We start from the raw sequence: 17,200 nt of genomic DNA on the forward strand, positions 1-17,200 counted from the left end.
AACAGAGTAAATGTACTTTTACCCATCCATTTTACCCTGTTTATACTAGTAAATAAAATACATAAAAAGAAGAACTACAAAAGCCCTATAATATATCAATTTGCTTTATTTTTAACATCAAACCAACTTTTGGTAATAAAAACAAACAAATACATAACTATAGAAATAATAATTGGATAATAAATAATAGTTCCATAATTCATCTGTTTGATCCCTAATAATAGAGCTTCTTTATGCATTAATACGAAGAAAATAATATTGAAGAAGACTGTGCTAATAAGCATGATAACTGCATATGTTATTGCTTGTACAGATCTAATAGTTACAGTCTGCTTATGTGATATTCCAATTCTCTCCCATTGCAGATTCTCTTCTTTTTCTTTGACTGAAGAAAGAACGGTAATAGAAATAAGATTGGCTATCACAACTACTAATGGTCCCACTACAAAAAATAGTAGAACAGCATTTATTTCAACTGATGCTGTTTTCTTTGCTAGATTTGAGTAGGCAATGTCAGAATAAATCATTAATTCTGATATTAAGATTGCTATTATCGAAATAGATACTGTTAATGACTTTAAATACTCTTTATCCTTCAGAATAATCCATTTTGCCATTACAAAACCATAAGACGAACGCCAAGCTAATAAAATTTTAGTTAGAAAAATTTGAATATGTGGTGAAATGAAGGCCAACAAAAACAAATGCATAACTAAGATAAGTAAGATTGAGTCATCCAATCTGAATAATAAGTTTTCATTAGGCTTGTTTACAGATACTGTGAAGAATGGAATAAGCAATTTTAACCAGAATCCTAAACTAATAGCAAAGCCTAATACCTTTATTATCTTAACAACAAAGTGGTTTTTAGAGTCAAATCTATCACCAAGCAAAACTGCATTCCCTAGAATTTTATATAAGTAAAGAAAGCTACCTATGAAAGCAAGTAGGCAAATTATAAGTATGGTCAAGAGGAACGCTGACATACTGAAATCAATCGGTATAGTTGGTAATAATTTTTCTCCACCCAGATATTGCGCATAACTGTAATAAAATCTTGCACAAAAAATTGAGAAAAAACTTCCTACTATACTTACTAAAAATGCAAAAATAGTAAGTTGTCCGCTAATCAATAACGACAACTGAACTCGACTTCCTCCATTTATTGACCATTGGCGATAATCCTCTTTTGCTAAATTCAAAAATAGTCGGATCAGACCAGAAACCAAAAATAATAAAGTAAATCCTCCAAAAAGAACTGGCCCTACAAATAATAAGGTCGGACTCCCAACATCTCGAAATACTTGCTGATACTTTATGGTACTAAATGCTACAGACAGACACATCCCAACTAATAAACTCGAAGCGAAAAATAGGGGGAACATTCCAAGCCACTGTTTTTTTGAATACTTAAATTGATAATAAATTAATTTGAACATTTTAAGTTAACCCCCACTATTTTCTATCTCTAATGCCTTATAAAGAGCTTCAGCTGTGGGGTTGAACAATTCCTGATAGATTTTACCATCTTTCAAGATTAGAGCCCTATCTGTTTGACTTGCTAACTCAATATCATGGGTCACCATAATGACACATCTTCCCTCTTGGGCTAAATCAGCTAACATCTCAAAAATAATCTTCCTTGACGTACTATCCAATGCACCTGTTGGTTCATCAGCAAATATGATACGAGTTTTTGAAAGAATCGCTCTTGCAATAGCTACTTTCTGTTTTTCTCCACCAGATAACGAAGAAACTGAAGACATCAAATCAGCTCTAAAATTCATCTTATCTAACAATGTCTGAATATCGTCTCTACATACTTTTTTATGGGACAATCTAAGAGGCAAAGCTACATTCTCCAGAACTGGAAGAGCTGGAAGTAGGTTATAAGACTGAAAAATAAAACTAATATCTTCTCTTCTAAATTTTGATAATCTACTATTCTTTAATTGATAAGGATTACAATTATTAACCTTTACAACCCCCTCTGTTGGTGCTGATAAACTCGATATACAATTTAACAAGGTTGACTTACCAGACCCACTTACTCCTAGTATAGAAACAAACTCACCATAGTTCGCTTCGAAAGAAATGTCTCTAAGAACCGAAATGTCTTTATTTTTATCAATTTGAAATTTCTTAGATAAGTGTTTTACTTCTACTGCAACTGTATTCATATTTTCCTTTCTATATCACTACTTACTATTTTTAAAAAATGGGAAAGAATTTTGATTAATTTACTCTCCTATCTATTATACATGATAATACTCATCGTTAATCTTGAACTTCGTATCAAAAAAATTGACACATTATCAACATTTTAGACTTGTAAATTATATTTTTTCTATTTAGAATATTACTTAAACATAAATTTTTTGACAGTTTGTAAATTTTTAGGATTTAATATGGTAAAAGGAACTCAAGAGAAGATTATTAACTCGTTCTTCAAACTAGCAGAACGATATCCAGAACGCTCAAGTTTCAGTATAACTGAAATTGCTAACGAGGCAAAGATTTCGAGACAAGCAATATATCAAAAACATTTCAAAAGCTATGAGGAAATAGTAGATTTCATCATGAAATCCATAGATACTACTATAAATGAACATTTTTTACTGTTCGAAGAACACAATCTTTCAATCGAAGTTTTCTTTTCAAAAATTATTATTCCAGAATTATATAAATATAGAGATTGGCTCCGCTGTATCTACTCTACATCTGCTATTCCTAATTGGCGAAATTATTTACGAGAAAGATATTCCAGCTGGCTACTAAATGCACCTATTAACTTAAGTCACTCGTTTCTACATAACGACGCTTTATCAAATTATATTGTGAATTGTGTATTAAGTATTATAGAAACTTGGATTACTGAACCTTTTCCCTCCCCTCCAGAAGTCTTTTCAAAACAGTTTATTGAATTAATAAATACTCCTCTAAATAATCACATAAGTCCAATAAAACATGACTCATAATTACAAATTATTTTTCTTTTTATTAATTAATAGTTAATGTAAAACTCTCTGTGAAAACAGGATAGAGTGAAAACAAACATCGATTTTGATGTTTGTTTTTTCATATTCTTTTGCTTCCCAGAGTTATCTTGTTTTATCATTTTACCCCTATTTACTAATAACACTTTCATGACTAATACTTACACCTATTTTTAAGAGATCTATCTAGACACAAAGTCTATATTTACAAGTATTAACTTAATAAAAATCTTTATATGAAAATAAATTCTGTTAATTTTGTAAAATCAAAAAAAACAGCCTAATAGCTGTTTCATTCCTGTCTTAAATTTCGTCACCAAGCTCGAACTTAGTACCTTTGAGGGCACGTTTGAGAGACCATTTCCAAGGTTTCCCTTCGATAGTGACTTGTTTGTTTTCGAGGTCAACTTGAACCTTGTCTACGCCTTTGACAGCAGAGAGTTTTTCAGTAACGGTGTTGACACAGCCTTGGCATTTCATTCCTGTGATGTTATATGTTTTTGTCATTTTTCTTTCTTCCTTTTCTTTAATTATTTTTTAGTACACAGCTTAAGTCGCAGAGGTCACAAGCAATCGACACTTAGACTTTGCGACGTTTGAGGCGCAGAGCATTAAGGACGACCGAAACAGAGCTAAAGCTCATGGCAAGTCCTGCTATCATTGGGTCAAGAAGGGGACCTCCAAAGAGGTGGAGGACACCCATAGCTACTGGGATAGACAAGATATTGTAGATAAAGGCCCAAAAGAGGTTCTCTTTTATCGTTGTGATCGTCGCCTGACTAATTTTCAGAGCCTTAACGACATCCATGAGGTTGGGTTTCATAAGGACCATATCGGCACTTTCCATAGCAATATCTGTCCCTGAACCCATGGCAATACCGATATCGGCAGTCGCAAGGGCTGGGGCATCATTGATACCATCACCAACCATGATGACTGATTTTCCTTCTGCCTGAAGGTCGCTAATCACCCTAGATTTCTCTTGCGGAAGCACTTGACTGATAACACGCTTGATACCAACCTTTTGAGCGATGGCTTGAGCTGTTTGGTCATTATCACCAGTCAACATGATGACTTCCTTGCCCATTTGATGAAGGGCTGCCACCATATCAGCACTATCTGCTTTAACCTGATCAGCTACACCAAAGAGTCCGATTAACTTACTATCTTCAGCCAGAAAAATAGGAGTCTGACCATCGGCTGTCAAGCTTTGGAAATCAGCTTGTGCTGAAGTCAAGTCGACTTTTTCCTCTGTCATTAGGGTTTGATTCCCAGCTAGATAAGTTTTTCCTGCATAGCTGGCAGTTAGTCCTCGTCCAGTCAAACTTGAGAAATTGTCCATCTCCAACAAGTCCAAGTTAGCATTTTCTGCTGCCACAAGGATGGCTTGACCCAAAGGGTGTTCAGACTTGGCTTCCAAGGATGCCAAAAGTTGCAAGGCTGCTCCGCTGTCTCCATAAGTATAGCTAGAAACGAGCTGAGGTTTCCCCTGAGTAATGGTTCCTGTCTTGTCAAAAACGAGGACATCAGCCTTGTGAGCTAACTCGAGCACATCCCCACGCTTGTAGAGAATACCGTGTTCAGCACCAAGCCCTGTACCAACCATGATGGCCGTCGGTGTCGCAAGTCCCAATGCACATGGACAAGCAATAACCAAGACGCTGACTGCTACAGTCATAGCGAAGGTAAAGGTTTGTCCCATGACAAAGTACCAGAAGAGGCCTGAAACAAGGGCGATAGCCATGACAACGGGAACAAAGACCGCTGACACCTGATCGGCAATCTTGGCAATCGGTGCCTTAGTTTGTTGGGCATCCTCAACCAATTTGATGATTTGGGAAAGCAAGGTGTCCTTACCAATCTTTTCCGCCTCATAAATCAGACTACCTTGACCATTAATAGAACCTGCAAATACTGGTTTACCAGCTGATTTTTCAATGGGAAGCGACTCACCTGTAAGCATACTCTCATCTATAGCAGAGCTACCAGAAATCACCTGGCCATCCACAGCTATCTTTTCCCCAGGTTTGACCACAATGTGGTCACCAAGAACAACCTTACCCACAGGAAGCTTGACTTCTTTACCATCACGAAGGACAGTTGCTTCCTTGGCTGACAAGTGCATGAGTTTCTTGATAGCTTCTGAAGTCCGACCTTTAGACAGGGTTTCAAAGTACTTACCTAGAGTAATCAAGGTCAAGATAACAGCCACTGACTCAAAATAAAGTTGGTGGGCGTGATGGGCATGCCCCAATGAAATATGGTAAGTACCATAGAGACTATAAAGAAAAGCTGCCGATGTTGCTAAGGCTACCAAGGCATCCATGTTAGGATGACCCTTGGCCAAAGTACGAAAACCATTACTATAGAAGGAACGGCCCAACCACATGACTGGAACTGTCAAGACTAGCAGCACCAAGGCATAAGTCAAGGCTGCATGGTGAGGAGACAAGAAGTTTGGCACAGGTAGACCGACCATTGGCCCCATAGCTAGATAAAAGAGAGGAATGGTGAAGACCGATGACCAAATGAGGCGCTCACGCACCTTGTGAATCTTGTCTTCTTCACGTTCTTCCTGACTTTTAGCTGTATCTGGATTGTAGACTTCGGCTTCATAACCGGCATCAGCCACGGCCTTTTCAATAGCTTCTGGACTAACTTTATCCCCAGCATAATCCACAGACATTTTTTCCGTGGTCAGATTAACCACAGCCTTGTCCACACCATCCAACTTATTAACAGCATTTTCTACGTTGGCTACACAGGATGCACAGGTCATCCCATTAACCACAAAGGTTTCTTTTGCCATTTCCTATATCACCTCCATATGATGCCCACAAGCACATTGGCCAGGCACACAGTCACAAACCACCTGATCCACAGGTTCTTTTGCTGAAAGCAAGGCCTGTAACTTATCCACATCGGCTTGGGTCATCGGCGTCTTTTCCATGAGTTGCCCCAACAAATCGCTATGTTTGGTCAAACAAATCTTGTCAAAAACAGCTTCTAAAGCCTGAAAATTCGCCTCATCTTCCCCCAAGCTAGCTTGATAGATAAACCCTCGTCCTTGACGCTGACTGGTTAGATAACCCTTGTCCGCCAAACGTCCAATCAAGGTCTTTACTGTCGAAGCCGACCAGTCTAGCTTCTTAGATAGAATCGCTATAATCTCTGAAGAAGTCGCCTGCCCCTTGGCCCAGAGCACTCGCATGACTTCCCATTCCGCAGATGAAATTGTCAGCATGATAGCTCCTTTCTGAATGTTGTTATTCGTTTACGTTTGTAGATTTATTTTAACACTATCGCGAAAGTCTGTCAAGAGTTTTTGTCTACATTTGTAGATTTATTTTTTAAAAACAAACACCTCCTAAGAGGCGCTAAACTTCACTAAGATAAGATTGAGTTGACGAGGCTACGTCCAAAATCCCTGCCTTCAACATACAAAAATTTAAACATGCCAGGGTAAATAAAAGCCAAACAAATAATCATAAAGAGTATTGCTAGAGCTTTCTTGTGTGATAGAAAGAATGAAAAAATATGATTAATCATGTTCTGTGATGCCTTCTCTTCCTTTCTTTTTAGTTATAAAATCATTCTATATTTTCCGAAAAGAAAAAAATAGTGACATAGATGTCACTAAACAGGCTTATTCATTCGATACGAGATTTAACCCTCAGCTTAAGCCCTTATAAAGATACAAGGCACCAACCAGAAGGAAAATCAGTGCATAGTGATTCTCTCCACGATAGAAAAATAGTAATGCTCCTATTAAGAAACAGACCCCTAGTATTACCCTCAATGATACTTTCATTTGTCTACCTCCTTTCTATAAGTGGGATGAAAATAAAAACAAGAGATAAATTTAATTCGCTACAATCCACCCATATTATAAACTTGATAACTAAGAAAATCAAATGTCCCAAAGAATGATTTTGATAAAAAATACTCCCCATTTCTGGAGAGTAGCATCTTCTATTTTTCAAAATGTGAACCGAATGTAACAAATTCAGCGACTTCTTTTTCCTTACCGTCGTGGAGGTCACGGACGATTTTTGATCCTACGATAACACCGTCTGACACAGCGTTAAAACGTTTGATGTCTTCCTCTGTTGACACACCGAAACCTGTGAGAACCGGAATGTCAGCATGAGCAGTCAAGTTAGCCAAGTGTTTATCAAGGTCATCACGGTAATTACCAGTCTTACCAGTAACGCCATTGATGGCAACGGCGTAGATAAAGCCTTCTGCACCATCAATCAACTGTTTCTGACGGTCAATACCTGTAGTCAAGCTTACCAAAGGCACGAGAGCAATGTCACTGTCTTTCAAATATGGGGTGATAAAGTCAGCGTGTTCGTCTGGCAAATCAGGAATAATGAGCCCCTTGACAGATGTATCTGCCAAGTCCTTAACAAAGGCTTCGATACCATATTGATAAACTGGGTTGATGTAGGTCATGATAACCAAAGGCACCTGTGTTTTTTGTTCTTGAAGCTTCTTGATAATAGCTGTCAAAGTCACATCTTTAGCCAAACTACGTTGTCCTGCTAATTCAATAACGGGACCATCGGCCACAGGGTCTGACCATGGAATACCCACCTCAATAGCTGAGACACCACTATTTTCCAAGAAAGCAATGGTCTCAAAGAGTCCGTCTAAACCTTTAGCGTGGTCACCAGCCATGATATAAGGTACGAAAATGCCGCGTTTACTGTCTTTGATAGCTTGTAGGTGTTTTGTTAGTGTTTTTGTCATGGTTTATTTCCCTTCTGCTTCAGCTTCGAAACGTTCTTTAACCTGCATAACGTCCTTGTCCCCACGACCTGAGAGGCAGACGATGAGGCTTTGGTCTGGCGACATCTTAGCTGCCACTTTTTGCGCAAGCGCAATGGCATGACTAGACTCAAGAGCAGGGATAATACCTTCTAAACGTGACAGAAGTTTGAAGCCTTCAAGAGCTTCTTCATCTGTAATAGAGTCGTAAGTCGCACGTCCAATTTCGTTGAAATAACAGTGCTCAGGACCAACCCCTGGGTAGTCCAGACCAGCTGAGATAGAGAAGGCTTCCATGATTTGTCCATGAGCATCTTGGAGGACATCCATAAGCGCTCCGTGAAGGATACCTGGACGGCCTTTGGCAAAGGTTGCGGCGTGTTTTTCAGTATCAAGACCCAAACCAGAAGCCTCAGCACCATACATGGCTACTGATTTATCATTAACAAATGGGTAGAACATACCGATAGCATTTGAACCACCACCGATACAAGCCATTACAGCATCAGGTAATTTACCACCTGAAATCTCTGCATATTGGTGTTTAGCTTCACGACCGATGACAGATTGGAAGTCACGAACAATTTCTGGGAATGGTGCAGGACCAAGGGCAGATCCCATGATGTAGTGCGTATCCTCGATACCTGCAACCCAAGCACGAAGGGCTGCATTTACAGCATCCTTAAGCACGCGCGAACCATCTGTTACGCTAAATACCTTGGCACCAAGCAATTCCATACGGAAAACGTTAAGCGCTTGACGTTTAACATCTTCTTCACCCATATAGATTGTACAATCCATGTCGAAAAGGGCTGCGGCTGTCGCTGTTGCAACACCGTGTTGACCGGCACCCGTTTCGGCGATGATTTTCTTCTTGCCCATACGTTTGGCAAGCAAAACTTGACCAAGGGCATTGTTAATCTTGTGGGCACCTGTGTGGTTAAGGTCCTCACGTTTAAGATAAATTTGCGCTCCACCGATATGGTCAGTCAAACGTTTGGCGTGGTAAAGAGGTGTCTCACGGCCCACATAGTTTTTGAGGAGATCATCCAATTCCGCTTGGAAACTTGGATCTTCCTTGGCTTCACGATAGGCCTTGTCCAATTCAATAACGGCTGTCATCAGCGTTTCTGGAACGAACTGACCACCGAATTTTCCGTAAAATCCTTTTGCATCAGGTTGTTGATATGTCATGCTTTCACTCTTTCTATAAATGCTTTAATCTTATCTAAATCTTTGTGACCATCTGTTTCGACACCTGAGGACACATCTAAGGCATAGGGCTGGAAAGTTTCCTTGGCCTCTGCCACATTGTCCACAGTCAAGCCACCAGCGATGAAATAGTCCTGCTCAATCTGCTTGTCAGCCAAAAGCTGCCAGTCAAAGGTCTGGCCACTACCAGCAATGGGAGCATCAAAGAGAAGATAATCCGCCTGGCTCTTGACTTGAGAATCGCTATCCGAAATCTGAATAGCTCGAATAACTGGTACTGAAATCTTTGGAATAAGGTCTTCATCAAAAGTTCCATGAATCTGAACGATATCTAAGGGAACCTTACCGATTGCTTCTTCCAGTTCTTCAAGACTGGGTGAAACAAAGACACCGACGATTTTTGTCTGGCCTGTCACCCCTTTAGCCAGCTCGTGAGCTTGTTCAAGACTCACTTGACGCTTGCTCTTGGCGAACACAAAACCAATGTAGTCAGCCCCTGCTTCAACTGCAGTTGCTACTGCTTCTGGTGTCGATAGTCCACAAATTTTAACCTTTGTCAATTTGCAACTCCTTGACCTTTTCAGCCACATTTTCAGCTGTCATAAGGGCAGTTCCTACTAGAATCCCATTAAAATATGGGGCAACTAAGGCAGCATCCTGACCTGTAAAAATAGCCGACTCAGAAATATAAACAGGCTTGTCCTTGAAATGTGTTGATAACTCTAGACTGGTGTTGATATCTGTCTCAAAAGTAACCAAATTACGGTTGTTAACACCGATAATCTCAGCACCAATACGATGAGCCACTTCCAATTCTGGCAGATTATGCGTTTCAACCAAGACTTCCAAGCCAAGGCTTGTCGCAAAATCGTAGAGCTCCTTGAGGCGAGCTTCTGGCAAGGCCGCTACAATCAAGAGAATGACTGTCGCTCCCGCATTACGGCTACGCACAATCTGTTTCTCATCAATAATGAAGTCCTTAGCCAAGGTTGGAATAGCCACCTCTGACGAAATTTCTTTCAAATAGGAAATATCACCCTTGAAGAAAACCTCGTCCGTCAAAACAGAAATCATGGCTGCCCCATTTTCCTCATAGGTCTTGGCCTGAGCCACAATATCCACATCCAGGTTAATATCACCCATACTTGGACTAGCTTTTTTCACTTCAGAAATAATTTGTAGCTTGTTTTGATTTGACTTGAGAAACTCATAAAGACGATAGGTCTGGCGCAAGGGTTGCAAGTCTTCCATGACCAACTGGGCCACTTCTTTTTCTTTTTGTTCTAAGATTGTTGGGAGAAAGGCTTTACTCATACTTGTACCTCTTGGAGTTGGTGAAGTTTCTCTAGGGCTGATCCGTCCGCAATCAATTGGCGAGCAAGCTCAACGCCTTCTTTAATGGTCTCAACCTTACCATTGGCAAAGAAGCCAAGACCTGCATTAAGCACTGTTGTTTCAAGATAAGGACTGGCTTCATTTTTCAAGACACTAAGGAGAATCTCTGCATTTTCCTTAGCATCACCACCTGTGATATCAGACAACTCAACCTTTTCCATACCCAAATCTTCATAAGTGAAAGTGTGTTGGCTGATGTGACCATCTTCCAAAAGGGTGTAGGTGTTAGTGCCATAGAGAGCAGCTTCGTCCATATTGTCAGGACCTGTGATAATAACCGCACGTTTACGTCCCAACTGTTGGATAGCATTAGCAACAATCTCTTGCAATTCCACACGGTAGAGGCCCATAAGTTGTGTCTCAAGGTCAAGCGGATTAGCCAGTGGTCCGACCAAGTTCATAATCGTTGGAATCCCAAGAGCTTGGCGAGCTGGACCGATAAAACGCATGGCTGGGTGCATGGTTTGGGCAAAGATAAAGGCCAAACCAACCTCATCAAGTGCTTTAGATAGGGTTTCTGGTGACGCCGAAACGTTGATTCCAAGGGCTTCAAGGACATCTGCCGAACCAGATTTAGAGGAAATCGAACGGTTACCAGCCTTGGCCATACGAATACCACCTGCTGCTAAGACAAAGCAAACCGTTGTTGAAATGTTAAAGCTATAAGACTGGTCCCCACCAGTTCCACAGTTACACATAGCATCTGTGAAGGTCTCAGGCAAGACCGTCGCATGTGATTTGAGGGCACGCACGATACCTGTGATTTCATCTGCTGTTTCTCCCTTAGTTTTTAGCCCCATAAGGAAGGCAGCGATTTGGCTTTCTGAGACTTCATTTTTGAGAATGCGGTCAAAGACTGCTTGGACTTGGTCTTGAGACAAGTCTTGTCGGTTTGAGATTTGTAGGAATATTTCTTTCATATCTGTTTTCCTTTTAAAAACGGTTCAAAGTTTTCTGATGCACGAGGAGATGTTTTGAGCGTAGACCAATTTAGCCAAAAGACTGTCTAACTAGTCTGCAATAATTTTCACGAAATTTTCAACCATCTTGAGCCCATCTGGACTTCCGATGCTTTCTGGGTGATATTGCAAACCATAAATTGGTAGCTCCTTATGTTGAATGGCCATGATTTCTTGATCATCAGTTGTGATAGCTGTCACATCAAAGCCCTCTGGCATTTGGTCAACAACGATGGAATGGTAACGCATGATTGGGACATCATTGTCAATATCCTTGAAAATTGGCGATGGCGTTTCAAAAGTAATATTGCTTTGTTTGCCATGCATGACATTCTTAGCCAAACCAAGTTTACCACCAAAAGTTTCCGCAATAGCCTGGTGCCCCAAGCAAATTCCCATCATCGGTTTTTTACCAGCGAAATCCTTAATCAAGGCTTCCATTTTACCCGCATCAGCTGGCCAACCTGGACCCGGTGAAAAGACTAGCCCGTCAGCTTTTTCTGCCTCTTCATAGAGAGTCTCATCATCGTTACGCAAGACCTTTACCTCTGTAAATGTCCCTAGGTATTGTGCCAAATTATAGGTAAAAGAATCATAGTTATCAACTAATAAAATCATTGGGCATCTCCTATTCTTGTCATAGCTTTCGCCTTGTTAATCGTTTCGTAAAATTCATTTTCAGGAACACTATCGTAAACAACACCTGCACCTGCTTGAACATAAGCTTTTTGATTTTTGAGAATCATTGTACGGATGGCAATGGCAAAGTCCATATCTCCTGTCGCAGACAGATAACCAATAGCTCCCGCATAAATACCACGTTTTTCCTGCTCAAGCTCATAGATACGGCGCATGGCACGAATCTTAGGTGCTCCTGATACGGTTCCAGCTGGTAGGGTTGATTTAAGCGCATCAAGTGCTGTCAATTCCGGCAAGAGTTGCCCCTTAACCACACTGGTAAGGTGCATCACATAGCGGAAATACTCAACCTCCATATACTTGGTCACCTTGACCGTACCATTTTTAGCAATCTTACCAATATCATTACGTCCCAAGTCAACCAACATACGGTGTTCCGCAGTTTCTTTGACATCATGTGAGAGTTCATCTGCCAAAGCAGCGTCTTCCGCCTCATTGGTACCACGAGGGCGAGTTCCAGCAATCGGATTGGTTACCACCTCTCCATTTTTCACTGAAACCAAACTCTCTGGGCTAGCACCAATCACCTGATAATCTCCAAAATCGTAGAAATAAAGATAGTTTGATGGGTTGGTCACACGCAAGTTACGGTAGTAATCTAAAGGATCTCCCTCAAAGTCCGCTGAAAAGCGTTGGCTAAGCACACATTGGAACATATCTCCCTCACGAATGAGTTTCTTGGCCTTAGCCACCATGTCCATGAAGACTTCTTTTTCGATATGATTTGAAAATTGCAAGGCTTGCAAGGCTTGAGGCGTAAACTCGTTTGGCGCCTGAGTCTGGAGGTTGGTTACCACCTGACCAAGAGCTTGACGCACCGCATCGTTGTCACGACCAGAGTAGATATTGTCCTCAACCACATAGACCTTTTCCTTCTTGTGGTCAAAAATCAAATAAGACTCGTAGATGAAGAAATGCATATCAGGTGTCCCAATCGTGTCTTCAGGAATCTCACCGATATTTTCATACAGACCAATCATATCATAGCCTGCAAACCCGATAGCACCACCTGCGAAAGGTAGGTCAGACTTGATGCCCTTGACTGTTACTTGGTCCAAGTATTCGAAAGGATCTTGATCAATCGCCTTACCATTTTCATAAAGAACACCATCCTTGAAGGTTACTTCAAAGACCGGATTGTAGGCAACAATAGAAAAACGTGCATTTTCCTTCTCACGAGGAATAGATTCAAGGATAACCTTGTGTTCCCCCTGAACACGCATATAAGCCAAGATTGGTGTTAAGGTATCGGCTGGTAAAATTTTTCTCATAATATTTCCTTTCAAACTGGTTTATCGAGAGTAATAAGACTGATACAGGACTCCTTTATAGGATATATCGGCACCATTATTATTCTTTGTTCACTTTCTCTTCCAAAGCAATAAATGCTTTAATCATGCTTCTCCAAACACTTTCAGTCACATCTGGAGATAAGCCAAGCTCTAGTGCCTCCTTACGACGGTTTGCTATCACTTGGGCAACACGATCTCTAGCCTGGACAGCAACCTTGTCTCCCTTGGGTTTAAGACGTCCTGCCTTTTCCACAAGTATTTGACGTTGGGCCAGTAGCCGAAGCAACTGTCTGTCAATATTATCAATATCCATTCGAATATCGCTTAATGCATCCATAAATACCCAACCTTTCATTGAATAATGAAATAACACTTCTTTAAAGATAAAAGTAAACAAAAAACCTCACAGAGAAAAACTCTGTGAGGGCATTAAATCTAGTTTAACACGGTACCACCTCAGTTAATGGTCTCCAAAAAAACGACCATCATCTCTATCTCCTCTAACAAGGAGTTGCACGGTAAGGGGTGCCAACCGAGAAGAATATGTATTACCTTCTCATTATCATCCAATCAGCCCAATGTTCGCTCATCTCGATTACCTACTCACAATCACCGCAGGCTCCCTGAAAATCTAAGACCAGTTACTTTCTGATTTACTAACTATTGTACTCCTTTTTAGAGGGATGTCAAGAATTTTCTGTTAATTTTGACAATTCTTCTCCTATAGGATTCGTTTATACCTAATCCAGAAAGTGAGATAGTCTTGTCCCTAAGCTACACAAAATAAAAAAGCCCCCGAAAGGGACTTCTTGGGTTGATAAACAACGGCAGGGTGACAGTCCTGCATCTCTTTCAGACCCGAAGGTGCGGCGGCTGCCTCTTCCGCCCTCGTTGTTACTTCTTAACTATATTATATCACATTTTCTTAGCTCTACCAGCATTTAGATAGTTTTTCAGCTTAGAATCTTTAATCACAAACATGGTACGGACATTAAGTTTATCACATAATCTGACCGCTACCAAAACATTACCATCAATACGTTTGATGTACTCCAAGGACTGACCATTAGGATGGTGCCCAATATAGTCCGGATGAGCAATAATCTCTGGAATCCGTTCATAGGTAGCATCAAAATCACTGAATTCCTGGCGATGTTTTTCCATATGCTTCTTACGTTGTGCAGACAGCGTGATTTCTTCACCAGGCTTGTAGTCCAAATCAAAAGTTTTAATGATTTTTGGCGTCAAGTGACCTACTATTTTCATGCTTCTATTGTACCATACCTCATACACATCAAGGCTTTTCCTACTGTTTAGGTATCAAAAAACTCAAGCCTGTTACCAAGCTCGAGTTTTGCTTTATGCTTTTTGGAAAGCACCTTGTTTATAGCTAATCCAGAAGAAAAGTGGTGTACAGATAGCCATTGCGACCAGATAGATTGGTAAGGTATAGCTATTAAGTGTCGAAATCTCAATCACATCTCGAAGATAGTAAGAGCTAATCAAGAAGCCAAAGACTGAGTAGATAATCAAGGCCACACGCCCCTTATTCAACGGAATACAAGCACGAATAACGGCAAGGACACCCGTTGATCCCATCATATAGTAAGACAGCGTCAGCATATCCGTATTGCTCATGCCAAGATAGACCTGAGACAGATGGAAAATAAGAACACTGATAACCAGCATCAAGGCATTAGGAATAGACAACTGGAGCGAACGTCTGAGGAAATGTTTCTCAACAGGACGAATATTACGTTCGAAGGTTAGAATAAATGGTGGAAAACCTTCGATAAATTGACCTGCCAAAGTCATCTGAACTTGAATAAAAGGGAAGACCAAGAGGTACTCTGCCTTACCAAAAACAATACTGGCAATACAGATAAGCCCCAAAAGGAAGGAATAAACAGTTTTAATGAGGAAAATCGGTGCAATGTGGGCAATATTATTAACCACACGGCGTCCCTCAAATAGAATTTCAGGAATGTCCTTAAACTCAGAATCCATAAGCACCAAGTTGGCAATCTGACGTGTTGCAGGATCTCCCTCTGCCATAACAATCGAACAATCCGCTTCACGCAGTGCCAAGATATCATTGACACCATCACCAGTCATAGCTGTCGTATGCCCATTGGCATTAAGGGTTTGGATTAACAACTTTTTCTGGTGCGGAGATACACGGCCAAAAATCGCAGTATCCTCAGCCAAAGCCTCCAACTCCTCATCGCTGACCTTAGAACAGTCAATATAGCTTTGATAGTCGGCAAAACCAGCTTGATGAGCAATATGAGAAACCGTCACTGGATTGTCACCAGAAATAATCTTAAGCGTCACATCTTCTGAACGCAGGTATTCCAGAGTTTCTGCAGCATCCTCACGAATAGGATCGGCAATTTCAAGTAAAGTCAAAGCCTCGACGTCATTCGGCAAAGTCATGGTCTCTGTATCAACACCTGACTGACTCCAAGCCAAAATCAAAACACGAGACCCTCGTGCCTGAGCCTGATCGACTGCTTTGGGATTTTCCTTAAGAAGCATCTCAGGTGCTCCCAAAAAGAGAGTTCCAAGCCCATTAACGCTCACAGCACCCCATTTACGATCGCTTGAAAATGGAATAACATCACCTACCTGATAATGATGTTCCAGACCCTCATAAGCATTTCGAATAGCCTGAGCTGTTGCATTTTTATCCTTGCTATGTTGCATATAAGCCGCAAGCAAACGCTCCAACTCCTCTTTCGTAAAACGCTCTGACAGTAGTTCCAGACCTTTAACTGTCATCTTTCCTTGTGTAATCGTCCCTGTCTTATCTAAACAAAGCACGTCTACACGGGCCAAGGTTTCAACAGAGTACATCTCTTGCACCAGGATATGTTTCATCCCAAGTTTAATGACAGCCGTCAAAAGAGATGTAATAGTCAAAAGGGCAATTCCCTTAGGCAACATTCCCAGAAGGGCTGTCGAACTGGTAACTACCGACTCTTGAAGGGAGAGCTGTTTAATCAAGTAAGCCTCAAAAAAGAGCGCAAGCCCAAACGGTATGACAATCTTTCCCGTAAACTTAGCAATCTTGTCCATATTATAAAGAATACGGGACACGATTGGCTTATGAGTCTTAGCCTCTAGCATGAGCTTGTTGGCGTAATTGTCCTCGGCTACATGAATGACTCTGGCATAGACCTGACCACTCACAAGATAAGAACCAGAGAGCAACTCCTTCCCATCTTTCTTTAGAATGTGATCACTCTCACCAGTCAGCATGGCCTCGTTAAGCTCGGCTATCCCATCAACAACCACGGCATCACTAGGAACCTGTTCACCCGCAGACAAGAGCATGACATCATCCAAGACAATGTCCTTAGGATCAATAGAAACAAGCTGTCCATCACGCACCACACGAATCTGATCCTTATTCATGAGATTGAGCTTATCAATCATGCGACGGGCACGCAACTCCGTCATCATCCCCGTAAAGGCATTAAGCACAATAATCCCAAAGAAAAAAAGATTAGACCAAGCCTGAACAGCAATCAAGGCCACAAAGATTGCAAAATTGAGCACATTAAAGGAGTTGAAGACATTACGCCTAAAAATCTCCCAATTGCTGGAGCCAGTTTTTGCTTTAAAATGATTTGTTTTACCGGCATCTATCCGCCGCTTGACCTCCACCTGCGTCAAGCCTTGTAACTGTTTTTTCATAACTTTCATAGTAGCATAAAAATGAGGTGTTTTCAAAGGTTAGCCGTCATGAATACCAAGGAAATAAACCTATTAACCCTCACGCTTTTTCCACTATGTCATCCAGGCCAATAAAACCAACAAAAATATTCTGCAGAATTATATTCTCTAATTAAACCTACTTTGATAAATTAAA

Annotated in this window: 16 protein-coding genes; 1 reads left to right on the top strand and 15 read right to left on the bottom strand. The window is 40.8% G+C overall.

Annotation, left to right across the window (positions count from 1 at the left end; all coding sequences use genetic code 11):
- Nucleotides 1-95: 95 nt before the first annotated feature.
- Together HMPREF2637_RS08390 and HMPREF2637_RS08395 are read right to left on the bottom strand one after the other, a co-directional pair.
- Complete coding sequence (locus tag HMPREF2637_RS08390) at nt 96-1,439, bottom strand: hypothetical protein (protein WP_064524232.1); 1,344 nt, start codon at nt 1,437-1,439, stop codon at nt 96-98.
- Between the two features lie 6 nt (nt 1,440-1,445).
- Nucleotides 1,446-2,180 (bottom strand): ABC transporter ATP-binding protein, encoded by a 735-nt coding sequence (locus tag HMPREF2637_RS08395; RefSeq protein ID WP_045771964.1) that lies wholly within the window; start codon nt 2,178-2,180, stop codon nt 1,446-1,448.
- Nucleotides 2,181-2,408: 228 nt separating this feature from the next.
- Here HMPREF2637_RS08395 and HMPREF2637_RS08400 point away from each other — a divergent pair, with 228 nt between their 5' ends.
- Complete coding sequence (locus HMPREF2637_RS08400; RefSeq protein ID WP_037598378.1) at nt 2,409-2,978, top strand: TetR/AcrR family transcriptional regulator; 570 nt, start codon at nt 2,409-2,411, stop codon at nt 2,976-2,978.
- 321 nt (nt 2,979-3,299) lie between these two features.
- On the opposite strand, the gene copZ is transcribed toward HMPREF2637_RS08400, so the two are convergent.
- The 13 genes from copZ to HMPREF2637_RS08465 all read right to left on the bottom strand — a co-directional run bounded on the left by copZ (nt 3,300) and on the right by HMPREF2637_RS08465 (nt 17,034).
- Nucleotides 3,300-3,503, bottom strand: a complete 204-nt coding sequence (gene copZ / locus HMPREF2637_RS08405; RefSeq protein ID WP_002891592.1) for a copper chaperone CopZ — start codon at nt 3,501-3,503, stop codon at nt 3,300-3,302.
- A gap of 73 nt (nt 3,504-3,576) precedes the next feature.
- Nucleotides 3,577-5,805: a heavy metal translocating P-type ATPase gene (locus tag HMPREF2637_RS08410; RefSeq protein ID WP_070839939.1), complete on the bottom strand. Its 2,229-nt coding sequence runs from the start codon at nt 5,803-5,805 to the stop codon at nt 3,577-3,579.
- A 3-nt stretch (nt 5,806-5,808) separates the two neighbouring features.
- Entirely contained in the window at nt 5,809-6,240 is a 432-nt protein-coding gene (locus tag HMPREF2637_RS08415) for a CopY/TcrY family copper transport repressor (protein ID WP_064524238.1), read from the bottom strand.
- Between the two features lie 728 nt (nt 6,241-6,968).
- Nucleotides 6,969-7,751 (bottom strand): tryptophan synthase subunit alpha, encoded by a 783-nt coding sequence (gene trpA / locus HMPREF2637_RS08420; protein ID WP_064524240.1) that lies wholly within the window; start codon nt 7,749-7,751, stop codon nt 6,969-6,971.
- 3 nt (nt 7,752-7,754) lie between these two features.
- Nucleotides 7,755-8,963 carry a tryptophan synthase subunit beta gene (gene trpB, locus HMPREF2637_RS08425; protein ID WP_064524242.1) on the bottom strand — a complete coding sequence of 403 codons (1,209 nt, stop codon included), beginning with the start codon at nt 8,961-8,963 and terminating at the stop codon, nt 7,755-7,757.
- Nucleotides 8,960-9,541: a phosphoribosylanthranilate isomerase gene (locus HMPREF2637_RS08430; RefSeq protein WP_064524243.1), complete on the bottom strand. Its 582-nt coding sequence runs from the start codon at nt 9,539-9,541 to the stop codon at nt 8,960-8,962. The genes trpB and HMPREF2637_RS08430 overlap by 4 nt, the downstream gene beginning before the upstream one ends.
- Nucleotides 9,528-10,295 carry an indole-3-glycerol phosphate synthase TrpC gene (trpC, locus tag HMPREF2637_RS08435; RefSeq protein WP_064524245.1) on the bottom strand — a complete coding sequence of 256 codons (768 nt, stop codon included), beginning with the start codon at nt 10,293-10,295 and terminating at the stop codon, nt 9,528-9,530. The genes HMPREF2637_RS08430 and trpC overlap by 14 nt, the downstream gene beginning before the upstream one ends.
- A complete protein-coding gene (trpD, locus tag HMPREF2637_RS08440) occupies nt 10,292-11,296 on the bottom strand; it encodes an anthranilate phosphoribosyltransferase (protein ID WP_064524247.1) in 1,005 nt (334 codons plus the stop codon). Before trpD ends, trpC begins: the two co-directional genes overlap by 4 nt.
- Nucleotides 11,297-11,386: 90 nt before the next feature.
- The gene (locus tag HMPREF2637_RS08445; RefSeq protein WP_064524249.1) at nt 11,387-11,953 is read right to left on the bottom strand and encodes an aminodeoxychorismate/anthranilate synthase component II; all 567 of its coding nucleotides are present in this window, start codon (nt 11,951-11,953) and stop codon (nt 11,387-11,389) included.
- Nucleotides 11,950-13,305 (bottom strand): anthranilate synthase component I, encoded by a 1,356-nt coding sequence (gene trpE, locus HMPREF2637_RS08450; protein ID WP_002884468.1) that lies wholly within the window; start codon nt 13,303-13,305, stop codon nt 11,950-11,952. Before trpE ends, HMPREF2637_RS08445 begins: the two co-directional genes overlap by 4 nt.
- Before the next feature lie 79 nt (nt 13,306-13,384).
- Nucleotides 13,385-13,663, bottom strand: coding sequence for a chorismate mutase (locus tag HMPREF2637_RS08455; protein WP_064525621.1), 279 nt, complete (start codon nt 13,661-13,663; stop codon nt 13,385-13,387).
- 578 nt (nt 13,664-14,241) lie between these two features.
- Nucleotides 14,242-14,592 carry a PBECR3 domain-containing polyvalent protein gene (locus HMPREF2637_RS08460; protein ID WP_064524251.1) on the bottom strand — a complete coding sequence of 117 codons (351 nt, stop codon included), beginning with the start codon at nt 14,590-14,592 and terminating at the stop codon, nt 14,242-14,244.
- A 93-nt stretch (nt 14,593-14,685) separates the two neighbouring features.
- Nucleotides 14,686-17,034, bottom strand: a complete 2,349-nt coding sequence (locus HMPREF2637_RS08465) for a cation-translocating P-type ATPase (RefSeq protein WP_064524253.1) — start codon at nt 17,032-17,034, stop codon at nt 14,686-14,688.
- Nucleotides 17,035-17,200 lie beyond the last annotated feature (166 nt).

It is taken from the genome of Streptococcus sp. HMSC065H07, assembly GCF_001837325.1.
Classification (GTDB): domain Bacteria; phylum Bacillota; class Bacilli; order Lactobacillales; family Streptococcaceae; genus Streptococcus; species Streptococcus salivarius_H.

Coding starts and splice junctions, on each gene's coding strand:
- HMPREF2637_RS08390 (WP_064524232.1), bottom strand. CDS start 1,439: ATGTTCAAATTAATTTATTATCAATTTAAGTATTCAAAAAAACAGTGG.
- HMPREF2637_RS08395 (WP_045771964.1), bottom strand. CDS start 2,180: ATGAATACAGTTGCAGTAGAAGTAAAACACTTATCTAAGAAATTTCAA.
- HMPREF2637_RS08400 (WP_037598378.1), top strand. CDS start 2,409: ATGGTAAAAGGAACTCAAGAGAAGATTATTAACTCGTTCTTCAAACTA.
- copZ (WP_002891592.1), bottom strand. CDS start 3,503: ATGACAAAAACATATAACATCACAGGAATGAAATGCCAAGGCTGTGTC.
- HMPREF2637_RS08410 (WP_070839939.1), bottom strand. CDS start 5,805: ATGGCAAAAGAAACCTTTGTGGTTAATGGGATGACCTGTGCATCCTGT.
- HMPREF2637_RS08415 (WP_064524238.1), bottom strand. CDS start 6,240: ATGCTGACAATTTCATCTGCGGAATGGGAAGTCATGCGAGTGCTCTGG.
- trpA (WP_064524240.1), bottom strand. CDS start 7,751: ATGACAAAAACACTAACAAAACACCTACAAGCTATCAAAGACAGTAAA.
- trpB (WP_064524242.1), bottom strand. CDS start 8,963: ATGACATATCAACAACCTGATGCAAAAGGATTTTACGGAAAATTCGGT.
- trpC (WP_064524245.1), bottom strand. CDS start 10,295: ATGAGTAAAGCCTTTCTCCCAACAATCTTAGAACAAAAAGAAAAAGAA.
- trpD (WP_064524247.1), bottom strand. CDS start 11,296: ATGAAAGAAATATTCCTACAAATCTCAAACCGACAAGACTTGTCTCAA.
- HMPREF2637_RS08445 (WP_064524249.1), bottom strand. CDS start 11,953: ATGATTTTATTAGTTGATAACTATGATTCTTTTACCTATAATTTGGCA.
- trpE (WP_002884468.1), bottom strand. CDS start 13,305: ATGAGAAAAATTTTACCAGCCGATACCTTAACACCAATCTTGGCTTAT.
- HMPREF2637_RS08455 (WP_064525621.1), bottom strand. CDS start 13,663: ATGGATGCATTAAGCGATATTCGAATGGATATTGATAATATTGACAGA.
- HMPREF2637_RS08460 (WP_064524251.1), bottom strand. CDS start 14,592: ATGAAAATAGTAGGTCACTTGACGCCAAAAATCATTAAAACTTTTGAT.
- HMPREF2637_RS08465 (WP_064524253.1), bottom strand. CDS start 17,034: ATGAAAGTTATGAAAAAACAGTTACAAGGCTTGACGCAGGTGGAGGTC.